This window comes from Lederbergia wuyishanensis, from assembly GCF_022900255.1.
GTDB lineage: Bacteria > Bacillota > Bacilli > Bacillales > Bacillaceae_C > Lederbergia > Lederbergia wuyishanensis.
Map to the genome: position 1 here is coordinate 16,438 of NZ_JALIRM010000014.1, position 13,370 is coordinate 29,807.

The following is a 13,370-nucleotide window of genomic DNA, read 5'->3' on the forward strand; positions in this document are numbered from 1 at the left end:
TGATGAATATATCAAGCATTTTAACATATTGTGATAAAAAATAAATATAGCAATATGTTACATATCACAAAAATGGAGGCTTTAATATGTCAAAAATTACTTTTCTAGGTGCTGGAAGCTCAGTTTTTGCAAAAAATGTTCTTGGTGACTGTATGCTTGTTCCAAGTATTCAAGGTTTTGAATTTGCGTTATTCGACATTGACCATGAGAGATTAAAAGACTCAGAAAATATGCTGAATAACTTAAAAGAAACGTCAAAATCGACTGTAACTGTAAAGGCTTACACGGATCGAAAAGAAGCTTTGCGTGGAGCGAAGTATGTAATTAATGCTATTCAAGTAGGAGGATACGATCCTTGTACAATTACAGACTTTGAAATTCCTAAAAAATACGGTTTACGCCAAACAATTGCAGATACAATTGGGATTGGTGGGATCTTCAGAAATTTAAGAACAATTCCTGTTATGTTAGATTTTGCAAAAGACATGCAAGAAGTGTGTCCAGATGCTTGGTTCTTAAATTACACGAACCCTATGGCTGTTTTAACTGGAACAATGATTCGCTACGGTGGCATTAAAACTGTCGGACTTTGCCACAGTGTTCAAGTATGTGCTGATCACCTACTTAAATCACTTGATATGCCTACAGATAATTTGCATTGGAAAATTGCAGGTATCAACCATATGGCTTGGTTATTGGAAATTGAACGTAATGGTGAGGACCTATATCCAGAAATTAAAAGACGTGCTGAAGAAAAACAAAAAACAAAGCACGATGATATGGTTCGCTTTGAATTAATGAGGAAGTTTGGATACTATGTAACGGAATCTTCTGAGCATAATGCAGAGTACCATCCGTATTTCATTAAGAGCAGATACCCTGAATTAATCGACCAACTTAATATTCCTTTAGATGAATATCCACGTCGTTGCGTTAACCAGATCGAAGGCTGGAAAAAGATGCGTGGTGACTTAGTTAATAATAAAAACTTAGAGCATACTCGTTCACATGAATATGGCTCATACATCATCGAAGCGATGGAAACGAATGTGCCATATAAAATTGGCGGTAACGTATTAAATACAGGTTTAATTACTAACCTTCCTCAAAAAGCAGTTGTTGAGGTGCCATGTCTTGTAGACAGCAATGGAGTGACTCCAACTTATGTTGGTGAACTGCCAGAACAACTTGCAGCATTGAACCGTACAAACATTAATACACAACTCTTGACGATTGAAGCTGCAATTACAAAGAAAAAAGAGCATATCTACCATGCGGCAATGTTGGATCCACATACTGCGGCAGAATTGTCTCTTGACGATATTGTTTCACTTTGTGATGATCTCATTGAAGCACATGGAAATTGGTTACCAAAATTCAACTAATATTAAAATAGGCTACCCTGAATGGGTAGCCTACTTATTAACTAGCTTCTTGTGTTTCCTGACTTAATTGCATCAATGCCTCTATTCTATTAAATGATCTATGACATAGGGCATAGATTAAATAAAACCCAATGCTCCAAACAATAATAGTCGTTATAGGGATAAAGTAGCTGATGAAGGCAGTTAATAGAAAAATAATTCCACACAGCACTGTAACCCAAAGCTGACTAATTGAAATGAAAAATGAGTTTTTTATTAGAATGAAAAAACGAGTATTATAATGGACCATGACCGGGAAAAGGAAAACGGATGTCATTAAGAAAAACAAACAGATAAATGACAACGCGGAAACCATAACCACTCTAACTGCACCTGACATTTGCAAGGTAATCATAAAGTTAAAATAAAACATAAGGGCAAACAAAAACCAGACAATTCCTAATACAAAGCTTTGCAAAAAGTTTTCTTTAAAAAAGGAAAAGAAAGGTTTAAAGACCCCTGTATCTTTTTTCTGAACCCATTGTCTTACGACTCCATACAATGCGGCTGTGGCAGGGAATATCGTAATGATCGGTAAACACATAATGAACCATAGTAAATTTAGTAAGAAAAAGTTAGTAAACTTCTCCAAAAATCGATATAAACCGCCATCAATACTGAAAATATTCATTTTCCACACCCTTGTCTACTAATCTATGTTATTCAAAAATAACATGTTTATTTTATAAAGGCAATGCGAAAAAAGAAGAAAAATACAGAATCTTTTTATAAACAAAATTGTATTTAACTGTTGATTATTTCAAAAGTCTAGATTATTATGAAACTTGTAACCGCTATCTGAAATCGATTTCAGAGTTGAGGTTTCAGATTTTATATCGCAGGGAGGAGGAATATGCCGACAATTTCCGACGTTGCTAGACTAGCTGGGCTATCAAGAGCAACTGTATCTAGAGTAATTAACGATCACCCATATGTGTCAGATGCTAAAAAAGAATCAGTTTTGAAAGCTATGCGGGAATTAGGATACATACCTAATTCTGCAGCACAGAATTTGAGAAAGCAGAAAACCAATATCATAGCCGTCTTAGTTCCAAAACTGACAAATCCATTCTTTGCATACTTAGTTGAAAGTATTGAAGCAAAAGCTGCTGAAAATGGTTTACAAATATTAATTTGTAATACTAAGTATGACAAGAAAAGGGAGTTAGAATTCTTAAAGTATTTGAAAACAAAGCAGGTAGATGGCGTAATCATGACTTCAATTGAAAACAGCTGGGAAGTAATTGAAGCAGTTACTTGGAGTGGACCCATTGTTCTTTGCAATGAATATAGCATAAAAGCAAATGTTCCTTCAGTCCGTTTAAACCAGATGCAGGGCGGGTATATGGGAACCAAATTTTTGCTTAAACAAGGGTACACAAAAATCGGTTATTGTTGGGGTGGTATTCTTAGTGGACTTGCGCACGATCGCTTTTTCGGTTTTGAAAAAGCGATGAAAGAGTCAGGACTTTCAATCAATAAGAACTGGCTGTTTGAAAATGCTTTTGATATTGAAGATGGAAGAAGAATCATGCATCAAATTGCTAGAATGACAGAAAAGCCCAATGCTCTATTTACTGGTAGTGATGAAGTAGCTGCTGGAATTATATCAGAAGCGAAGAAAATGGGATTAAAGATCCCTGATGATATTGCCGTTATTGGTTTTGATGATCAGCCAATAGCAGAAGTGATTGAACCAGCACTTACTACGATTCGACAACCGATTAATGACATTGGTACAAAAACAATGGAAATCATGGTTAACTTACTATCAAATGAACATTACACCACGGAAAAAGTTTATGAACTTCCATTAGAACTTATTGTTAGGGAATCAAGCTAAACACTAAAATCTTAGGGGGATTTCTCAATGAAAAAGAAATGGACGTTATTTAAAGTCATTCCGATGTTTCTTATTTTATTATTAGTCGTTTCCGGCTGTGGCGGAAGCAAATCGGGCGGTTCCGGAAAAAAAGTAGAATTAACAATGGCGGCATGGGGGAACCCTGCAGAAATTAAAGTGTATCAAAAAGGCGTGGATGCATACATGAAAGATCATCCAAACGTAAAGATCAAATTAGTACCTGTACCAGGTGATAACTATGAGGAAAAGCTATTAACAGAGTTATCAGGTGGTAAATCACATGATGTTTTCTATGTCGGTGCTGAAACAATGCCAAAACTTGTGGAAACTGGAAAAATCGCAGATCTTACAGAATTCCTTGATTCTTCAGCTAGCTATGTAAAAGCAGATGAATTCGCTGATGGTCTCTGGGGAGCTGCTCGTAAAGACGGAAAAATATATGGAGTATCAGTTGATAATAACCCTTTAGTTATGTATTACAACAAAAAGGTACTTGCTGAAGCGGGTATTGATAAATCACCTCAAGAGCTTTATGAAGCTGGTGAATGGAACTGGGAAACATTCGAAGATATGACTGGGAAACTCAATGCAGCAGGGAAAAAGGGCTTTGTAGCGGATGGATGGTCTGCACATTTATTCTCATGGGCTTGGTCCAATGGTGGACAATTATACGATGATGAAGGCAACTTTATTTTAGAGGAAAATGATAAAGCAAAAGAGGCATTTAAATATCTTGAAAAGAATATTAAAAGTGGTAATTTCACTTATGCTGGATCTTTACCAAAAGGACAAGGCGCAGACGCGATGTTTATGTCTAATCAAGTTGGTTTTGTAGCAGCAGGTCGCTGGTTGACTCCAATGTTTAGTGAAAATAAGTCATTGGAATTTGATTATATTCCATGGCCAACAAATACTGGAAATAAAATGGAGCCAGCTGCAATTGCAATCGCTTATATGTCAGTTGCTAAAGATTCCAAAAATGTGGAAGAAGCTATGAAGTTCATGTCATATTATACTTCAGCTGAAGGACAAAAAGCTCGTCTTGAAGGAAATGGGAATGCGGTACCTTCCGTAAGCGGTGTCGATGAATTAATCACTGAAGATGCGATTCCGGAACATGCGGAATATTTAATTGACGCCCGTGAAATTGGTATCGTTGAAGATAAACAAGTTCAAATTCCTGGCTTAGAGAAGGAATTGCGCGATATCACAGAAATGATGTATCTTGGAAAGCAAGATGCGGATAAAACAATTGCAGAGCTCTCTAAAAAGGCAAAAGAAATGATTGCTGAGCATAATTCAAAGTAATTAACACCAAGATGAAAAATTGAAAGAAAGGGAGAAAAAACCCTTTCTTTCAATAGTTGAGAGGATGATTACATGAGAAAGAATAATACTTTTTGGGGTTATTTCTTTTTAACGCCACAATTAATAGGTCTTCTTGCCTTTTCTCTTATTCCCCTTGGCTTTGCACTTGTACTAAGTTTTATGCAATGGGATGGATTTGGGGAAAAAACTTTCGTAGGATTAGGTAATTTTATAGGACAGTTTAAAAATCCAGTATTTTGGAAAGCTCTATGGAATACAACCCTATATACAATTCTAACTATTCCAATTGGTGTCACAATATCATTAATGCTAGCTATGGCATTAAATAAAATTAAAGGTAAGGAATTGTATCGTATTTTCTTCTTTATGCCTGTTGTCACAAGTTCTGTTTCAATCGGTGTAATTTGGATGTGGATTTTAAATGGTGATTTTGGAATTTTAAATCAGTTCTTAGCTAGTATAGGAATCCAAGGTCCTCATTGGCTGACAGATACGAAGTGGGTCATGGTTTCAATCGCCATGCTAAGTATTTGGTGGCAGGTTGGATATAATATGGTTATTTTCCTAGCTGGTCTTCAAGGGGTTTCCAATAGCTATTATGAAGCTGCAGAAATTGACGGGGCTTCCAAGTTTCAAAAGTTTAGACATATTACGTTGCCGCTTATTTCACCAACTACGTTTTTCGTTTCAATCATGTCCATCATTGGATCATTTCAAGTCTTCGACCAAGCCTTTGTTATGACAAGTGGAGGGCCTGCAAAAGCAAGCTATACACTTGTATATCATGTTTACCAAACCGGGTTTCAGAATTTTAAATGGGGGGAAAGCTCTGCGGTGGCAATGATTTTATTTGTCATCATCTTAATCTTTACACTCATTCAATTCAAGGTTTCTAAAAGGTGGGTTCATTATGAAGGCTAGTAATATTGAAATGAATAATAGTCCAGTGGTGGTTCCAAAAAAGAAATTTACATTTAAGTTTTCTACTCTACTTGCTCATGTAGGATTAATAATTGCTTCAGCTATTATGGTTTTTCCTTTTTTGTGGACAATCAGCAGCTCGTTAAAAGATATATCACAAATATTCATTGTTCCCCCTGAATTCATTCCGAAACCATTCGTTTGGTCGAATTACCCAGCTTCATTACAGGCAATGCCGTTTGGATTGGCCTATTGGAATAGTTTTTATATTACTATTTTAGTAGTGGGTTTCCAATTATTTACCGGCTCTATGGCCGCATACGCATTTGCAAAAATTCGCTTTCCGGGATCGAATTTACTATTCGTTTTATTTTTAGCAACAATGATGATCCCGAAGCAAGTCACGATGATACCAACATTCATGATTATGGATTATATTGGCTGGTTAGATACCCATTTACCATTAATTGTTCCCGGAGCCCTTTTTAATGCATTTGCCGTATTTTTATTAAGGCAATTTATTATGGGTATTCCGAATGAATTAGAAGAAGCCGCGGTAATGGATGGAGCAAGTCCAATTAGAATCTATTGGAGTGTTATTCTTCCTTTAATAAAGCCGGCTCTTGCCGCAGTAGGAATCTTTATCTTTATGGGATCTTGGAATAATTTCTTAGAACCATTAATTTACCTAACAACTCCGGAACTTTATACTGTTCCTTTATTGTTAAACTATTTTAAAGGACTATATGTTACTGACTGGGCATTAATGATGGCTGGCTCAACGATCTCCATTATCCCTGTCTTGATCATTTATATCGTCGCACAGAAACAAATCATCGAAGGGGTAGCATTGACTGGAATTAAAGGTTAACTGTATATCTGGAACCTTGGGTATTTTCCCGGGGTTCTTTTTTGTATATAATGAGAGCATAAATTTGTTTGAAAAAATGTGTTTTTTCTTTGTAAAAGTATTGACTGACACAATGTATAGGTGTTATATTTATATATTTGCTTAAATTTCCATGTAGTGGTATGCTTAATACATAGAGAATTTAGGAGTGATGAATTGTTTCAAATTGGCGATAAAGTCTTTTATCCAATGCATGGAGCAGGTGTTATCAAGGCCATTAAGGAACAAGAAATATTAGGTGAACGACGTGAATATTATGTAATATCTATTCCTATAAGTAATATGAACGTTATGATACCAATCAAATCTGTCTTAACAATAGGAATAAGATTTCTCGTTGATAGAAATAAGCTAAAAAACATTCTTTTTGATTTCCATAATGAGGAACCTACTTGTAGTCTTCCTTGGAAGGAAAGATACAAACAAAATATGGAGAAATTAAAGACTGGAGATATGGTTGTTGGTGCTGAGGTTGTCCGAGATCTACTACATCTCCAAAAAGGCAAGGTACTTAATACGAGTGAAAAACAAATGCTAAATGATGCAACCAAAATACTAATAAGTGAACTGAGTCTCATTAAGGACATAAGTGAGACACAGGCAGCAGATATGTTAATTATTTAGGTAAAAACATGGATTCTCATAAAAAGAGGGTCCATTTTTTATTATTTATTTGATGGTTGACTCTAGGAATTAATACCAATACGATATTATTATCTCAGTTTTATAAGGAAGTGAATTGTTTTATGCTCAAGCATTTGAAGCCTTATTCATGGCAAATAGGTTTGGTTATCATATTAACTCTAGGAGGAATTTTGCTGGAGTTGTTATTGCCTACGTTAATGGCGAATGTGGTTGATATTGGAATTGTAAACGGTGACATCCCTTACATAATTAAAACCGGTGTCTATATGATCCTTAGTGCTTTAGCTGCTGTTTTATTGACAGTAGGAGTGTCTTTTTTTGCTTCAAGAGTGGCACTTGGGTTCGGAAGAGACGTAAGGCGCAGTTTATTTGTCCATGTTGAAAACTTCTCATTACAATCATTTGAAAAAATAGGTACGGCTTCATTGATCACAAGGACAACAAATGATATTAAGCAAGTGCAAGATGTACTGAATATGATCTTAAGAATGATGACACGTGCACCTTTAATGCTAGTTGGCGGTATCATACTTGCAGTTTCGAGGGATCCTGGATTATCAACTGTTTTCTTGGCCGCTTTACCAATTCTGGCATTACTTATTTTTGTTATTTCAAGAAAGGCTATTCCATTGTTTGTTTCTCTACAAAAAAAGACTGATCGGCTAAATCTCATTGTGCGTGAAAATTTAACTGGAATTCGAGTAGTTCGAGCATTTAACAAAGTAAACTTTGAAAAAAATCGTTTTAACGTAGCAAATGAGGATTTCCGCGATACAGGGATTAAAGTCAATAAGCTGATGGCACTTATATTTCCGGTCATGATGATTGTTATGAACTTTACAAGCATTGCAATTGTTTGGTTTGGTGCGATTCGGATTGACAATGGTCTATTGCAGGTCGGAAATTTAATGGCTTTTCTACAATACGCCATGATGATCCTTTTTTCTTTAATCATGCTGTCGATGGGCTTCATAATGATTCCGCGGGCACAAGCGTCGGTAAATAGAATTAATGAAGTATTGAAGATGGAAGCAGAAATAGTGGACCCGGAAAATCCAAGAGACATTACGGATATGAAAGGGTATGTTGAATTCCAAAATGTAACGTTTCGATATGAAGGTGCTGAAAAGCCAGTACTTGAGAATATCTCTTTTAAGGTACAACCAGGGGAGACAACCGCAATTATTGGTAGTACTGGGTCGGGAAAAACAACTCTCATTAAATTAATTGCCCGTTTTTACGATGTCGAAGAAGGGGCAGTATTGATAGATGGGATAAATGTGAAAGAGATGACCCAGCAATTATTACGAAACAAGATTGGTTATGTCCCACAAAAAGCTTCCTTATTTAGTGGAAGTATTACGGATAATCTTCGGTATGGGAAAGAAGATGCGACTGAAGAGCAAATAATAGATGCCCTTAAAACAGCACAGGCAATCGATTTTGTTAATGAAAAAGATGACGGTATTCATGCAAAAATAGAGCAGGCAGGAGCCAATTTATCGGGCGGGCAAAAACAACGTCTTTCAATTGCGCGAGCACTAATCAGAAAGCCGGAAATTTATTTATTTGATGATAGTTTTTCAGCTTTGGATTATAAGACTGATGCGAAATTAAGAGCAGCATTAAAAAATGTAACAGATAATGCGACTATTATTCTAGTAGCACAGCGTGTTAGTACAGTTATAAATGCAGATCAAATTATTGTCTTGAATGAAGGAAGAGTAGCCGGAATCGGTACACATCGTGAATTGCTCTCTGATAATAAGATTTACCAAGAAATCGTATCATCACAAAGGACAGAGGAGGAGGGAGCATGAGTAATAATAGAAAAATGGCTCCTCCTAGAAGACATGGTATGGGAGGCGGACCTCCGCATATGATGCATGGAGAAAAGCCAAAGGAATTCAAAAAGACGTTAAAGCGCCTAGTTGGTTATTTAAAGCCTCGGAAATACCAATTAATATTAGTAGCGATTGCAGCTATTTTTTCAACATTATTTAATGTCGTTAGCCCAAAGTTACTCGGTAATGCCACAACGTCGATATTCGGAAGCATTACAAAAGGAATTGGAATCGACTTTTCTTTTTTAAGCAGGCTTCTTTTGATGTTAATTGGATTATATGTATTGTCGGCTCTGTTTGCTTATTTACAGCAATATATTATGGCTGGAGTTTCACAAAAGACAACTGCTGAACTACGTCAAGCTGTGAATGAAAAGCTGACGAAGCTTCCATTAAGGTACTATGATCAGCATCCACATGGAGATGTTTTAAGTCGAGTTATTAATGATATTGATAATATTAATAACTCAATTCAACAAGCATTATCACAATTAATTACATCTGCAATCATGATAATCGGGACAATTATTATGATGCTCGTTATTAGTCCTATACTAACATTAGTGTTACTTGTAACTTTGCCATTGGGTGCGTTCGCGATTCGTTTTATTGCATCTTTTTCACAAAAGCATTTTGTAAATCAGCAAACGGAACTCGGAAATGTAAATGGACATATTGAAGAGATGTTTTCAGGTCATCAAGTTGTAAAAGCGTTTGGACAAGAGAAAGCATCAATTGAAAAATTTGATGCAATGAATGAAAGATTATATGAATCTGGGTGGAAAGCTCAATTTATAAGTGGTATTATGATGCCTCTTATGACGTTTGTCGGAAATATTGGGTATGTGTTTGTAAGTATCGCTGGTGGTATTCTCGTATTAAATAGAAGTATCTTTCTAGGAGATGTTCAAGCCTTTATTCAATATACTCAACAATTATCACAGCCGATGGCTCAAGCGGCAGGAATTGCGAATATGATTCAAACGGCACTTGCCTCTGCTGAAAGGGTATTTGCATTATTGGATGAAGAGGAAGAGAGGCTGGAAGAGCCTGCAGCAATTAACTTGGATAATCTTGAGGGGAACATTTCATTCAATCATGTCCAATTCGGATATGAGGCAGAAAAGCCAGTTATTAAGAATTTGTCTTTAAACGTAAAATCAGGCCAAACAATCGCCATTGTCGGACCAACTGGTGCTGGAAAAACAACGATTATTAATTTGTTAATGAAGTTTTATGAAATTAATAAAGGCGATATTACAGTAGATCATATAAGTCTTCGTGAATTGTCTCGAGAACAGGTAAGATCGATGTTTGCAATGGTGCTACAGGACACTTGGCTATTCAATGGAACGATTCGCGACAATATCTCGTATGGTCGTGAAGGAGCTACGGAAAAAGAGATTATCCAAGCAGCAAAAAGTGCTTATGCTGATGATTTCATACGTACATTGCCAGATGGGTACGATACGGTTCTAACAGAGGATGCCTCCAATATATCTCAAGGGCAAAGACAGTTATTAACGATAGCAAGGGCCATTTTAGCGAATCCTAAAATTCTTATTTTGGATGAGGCGACAAGTAGTGTCGATACAAGAACGGAAATGAATATTCAGCTTGCGATGAATGAACTTATGGTTGGACGTACCAGCTTCGTAATAGCTCATCGACTTTCAACCATACGTGACGCAGACACCATTTTAGTGATGAATGATGGAGATATTATAGAAAAAGGTTCACACGATGAATTGATTCAGCAAAATGGATTTTATGCTGATTTGTATAGAAGTCAATTTGAAGCAGCCAGTACCAGCTAGAAGTAGATTTAATGCAACTCATTGGATTTTTCCTGATGGGTTGTTTTTTATTTTCTTTCCTCTCTTTTTGAAAAATTCAAATAATTACCAGTAGTATTTAGTATAATAGAAAAAAAGATAGTAAGGGGGATACATATGGATTATAAAAATATGACTTTAGAGGAATTGAAAAAAGATTTAATAATTGATGCGCAAAAAGGGCATCCGTTTTTTCTGGCAGGCGCTATTTATTGGTTGGCTATGGGGGTGCTTGGTTTTTTTCTTGAAGGTCAACAACTGGCATTGTTTTATTTAGTGGGAACAGGAAGTATTTTTCCTCTGGCGATTTTATTAGGAAACATGCAAAAGGTTAACATTTTATCAAAAAATCCACTAGGCGTATTAGGTGGAATCATAGGAGGAATTCAAGCATTTTATATACCAATATGGATTGTCATTTATATGAAAGAGTATCAATTGCTTCCTATGGCAATTGGTGTATTAGCTGGCTCGCATTTTTTTCCATATTTATGGATTTATAAAAGCAGGGCATACTTGTTTTTTACAGTAGCACTGGCTCTAGTTTCTTTTATTTTCGGTTACATAATTATTGATCAAGCATTTTTATTACTACCGTTTTTATTGACTGCATTATATTTATTAATGGTAGCAGCACTAAAAATGGAAACAAAAGCCTTTTACGACAACACATCAATAAATATGCAATAAATAAAAAAGCCAGGAAAGAATCCTGGCTTTTACTATTAATCCCCTTTAGGATCTAAAGCATCACGTAGTCCATCACCAACAAAGTTAAAGCAAAGAACAGTAATTAAGATGAGGAGACCTGGAAAGAATGGATACCATGGCGCTTTTATTAATATAGTAATACTTTGTGCGTCCTGCAACATATTTCCCCAGCTTGGAGTAGGAGGTTGAATACCTAAACCGAGATAGCTCAAAGCTGCTTCAGAAAGTATAACCCCACCTACCAATAAAGTAGCCGCTACAATAATAGGTCCCATTGCATTCGGTAATATGTGGCTAAAGATGATTCTAGATGCTCTCGTTCCTATCGTTCTAGAGGCGAGTACGAATTCTCTCGATCTTAACGATAAGAATTCTCCACGAACTAACCTAGCAGTACTTGTCCATGAAGTTAGTGCAAAAATAATGATCAATTTATCCCAACCTGGATTAAAAATAGTTACGATTGTTATTAGTAAGAATAAGCTTGGAATTGAGATAACGATATCTACAAATCTCATTAGAATAGCATCAAGAATGCCACCATAGTAACCGGCAAGAGCTCCAATTGTCGTTCCTATGATTAGTGCACCTGCAACTGAACCAAAGGCAACCAGTAAGGAGATTCTTCCCCCGAAAAGGAGACGAGAGAAAATATCTCTTCCAAATCGGTCCGTACCGAGCAAATACTCTGAACTTGGGGGCTTTAATTTTTCCTTCATGTTTACAACTTCATGGTTGTAAGGAGCAAGCAAAGGTGCAAATATTGCCATTAAAATAATCACTAGTAAAATTATTGCGCCGACAACGGCTAATTTATTTTTGAAAAACTTACGAAAAAATATTCTTGTTAATGTATCTGGCTTTTGTTGATTGGGATTTAAGTCGAGTTGATCAATAGTAGAATTTGTTGACATAATAAATCCCTCCTTAATACTCAATTCGCGGATCAAATATTGCATATAAAATATCCGCTAATAGATTTCCGATTACTACAAAAACTGCAGAAATAACTGTCAGAGCCATAATTACTGGGTAGTCACGGGTAAACGCCGCTTCAATAAATAGACGACCAAGACCAGGCCAGCTAAATACGTTCTCTGTTATGGCTGCACCACTAATAAAAGAAGGTATCATGAGACCGAAAATAGTAATAATTGGAATTAAGCCATTTCGAAGTCCATGTTTTAAAACTACCTTATTTTCTTTAAAACCTTTAGATTTCGCTGTTCGAATGTAATCTTGTTGAAGAACATCTAGCATACTTGAACGTGTATAACGTGTTAATGCTGCCATATCAGCTGCAGCCAAAACAAATGCAGGCATGATTAAATGGTGTATTCTATCCCATAAACTAAATGGGGCGTTAAGGGTTGCAACCCCACCTGTTGGAAACCATTTTAAAATAACACCAAAAAAGTAAATCATCATAATTCCTAGCCAAAAGTTTGGAGTAGCTACGCCTAGAAACGAACCGACCGTTACGGTGTAATCTCGAATTGTATAGGGTCGCATGGCAGAAAATATGCCCAAAGGTACGGCAACGAGGATTGCTAGTATAGTGGATACTCCCATGAGTAATAAAGTATTTGGTAAACGAGCCATAATCATTTCACTGACAGGAACACCTCGTTCAATGATGGAAGTGCCAAAATCGCCTTGAACCATTTTGCCAAGCCAAACTGCATATTGTTTAGGAATAGGATCGTCTAAGCCGTATTTTTCTCTAAACTTTGCTTGGTCCGAAGGTTTTAAAGTTGGATCCATCATTAATGTTGTGGGATCTCCTGGTGCTAATTGAATTATGGCAAATGATAAGATCGAGATACCGAGCAATAACGGAATGGCCATCAGCGTTCGACGAATTATATAGGAAATCATTGCCTATTC

The 13,370-nt window shown here is 36.3% G+C and carries 12 protein-coding genes; 9 read left to right on the plus strand and 3 right to left on the minus strand.

Translation table 11 applies throughout. The annotated features are described in order from the left end of the window. Positions 1-86: 86 nt before the first annotated feature. Complete coding sequence (gene melA / locus MT489_RS18060) at positions 87-1,385, plus strand: alpha-glucosidase/alpha-galactosidase (RefSeq protein WP_244682971.1); 1,299 nt, start codon at positions 87-89, stop codon at positions 1,383-1,385. Positions 1,386-1,422: 37 nt separating this feature from the next. On the opposite strand, the gene MT489_RS18065 is transcribed toward melA, so the two are convergent. Continuing rightward, positions 1,423-2,055 (minus strand): YesL family protein, encoded by a 633-nt coding sequence (locus MT489_RS18065; protein WP_244682972.1) that lies wholly within the window; start codon positions 2,053-2,055, stop codon positions 1,423-1,425. Positions 2,056-2,277: 222 nt separating this feature from the next. Between MT489_RS18065 and MT489_RS18070 the strand changes: the two genes are divergently transcribed. The 8 genes from MT489_RS18070 (at position 2,278) to MT489_RS18105 (ending at position 11,462) form a co-directional block, all read left to right on the plus strand. Continuing rightward, positions 2,278-3,267, plus strand: coding sequence for a LacI family DNA-binding transcriptional regulator (locus tag MT489_RS18070; protein ID WP_244682973.1), 990 nt, complete (start codon positions 2,278-2,280; stop codon positions 3,265-3,267). A 27-nt stretch (positions 3,268-3,294) separates the two neighbouring features. Continuing rightward, positions 3,295-4,596: an ABC transporter substrate-binding protein gene (locus MT489_RS18075; RefSeq protein WP_244682974.1), complete on the plus strand. Its 1,302-nt coding sequence runs from the start codon at positions 3,295-3,297 to the stop codon at positions 4,594-4,596. Between the two features lie 72 nt (positions 4,597-4,668). Next, the gene (locus MT489_RS18080; protein WP_244682975.1) at positions 4,669-5,538 is read left to right on the plus strand and encodes a carbohydrate ABC transporter permease; all 870 of its coding nucleotides are present in this window, start codon (positions 4,669-4,671) and stop codon (positions 5,536-5,538) included. Positions 5,539-5,548: 10 nt separating this feature from the next. Then, positions 5,549-6,409 carry a carbohydrate ABC transporter permease gene (locus tag MT489_RS18085; RefSeq protein ID WP_244683084.1) on the plus strand — a complete coding sequence of 287 codons (861 nt, stop codon included), beginning with the start codon at positions 5,549-5,551 and terminating at the stop codon, positions 6,407-6,409. Positions 6,410-6,604: 195 nt separating this feature from the next. Then, positions 6,605-7,072: a CarD family transcriptional regulator gene (locus tag MT489_RS18090; protein ID WP_280518699.1), complete on the plus strand. Its 468-nt coding sequence runs from the start codon at positions 6,605-6,607 to the stop codon at positions 7,070-7,072. A gap of 122 nt (positions 7,073-7,194) precedes the next feature. Further along, the gene (locus MT489_RS18095) at positions 7,195-8,913 is read left to right on the plus strand and encodes an ABC transporter ATP-binding protein (protein ID WP_244682976.1); all 1,719 of its coding nucleotides are present in this window, start codon (positions 7,195-7,197) and stop codon (positions 8,911-8,913) included. A 14-nt stretch (positions 8,914-8,927) separates the two neighbouring features. Then, positions 8,928-10,754 carry an ABC transporter ATP-binding protein gene (locus tag MT489_RS18100; protein ID WP_244683086.1) on the plus strand — a complete coding sequence of 609 codons (1,827 nt, stop codon included), beginning with the start codon at positions 8,928-8,930 and terminating at the stop codon, positions 10,752-10,754. A gap of 135 nt (positions 10,755-10,889) precedes the next feature. Next, the gene (locus MT489_RS18105) at positions 10,890-11,462 is read left to right on the plus strand and encodes a DUF7010 family protein (RefSeq protein ID WP_244682977.1); all 573 of its coding nucleotides are present in this window, start codon (positions 10,890-10,892) and stop codon (positions 11,460-11,462) included. Between the two features lie 35 nt (positions 11,463-11,497). On the opposite strand, the gene opp4C is transcribed toward MT489_RS18105, so the two are convergent. Further along, positions 11,498-12,397, minus strand: a complete 900-nt coding sequence (gene opp4C / locus MT489_RS18110; protein WP_244682978.1) for an oligopeptide ABC transporter permease — start codon at positions 12,395-12,397, stop codon at positions 11,498-11,500. A 13-nt stretch (positions 12,398-12,410) separates the two neighbouring features. Then, a complete protein-coding gene (locus MT489_RS18115; protein WP_244682979.1) occupies positions 12,411-13,361 on the minus strand; it encodes an ABC transporter permease in 951 nt (316 codons plus the stop codon). Positions 13,362-13,370 lie beyond the last annotated feature (9 nt).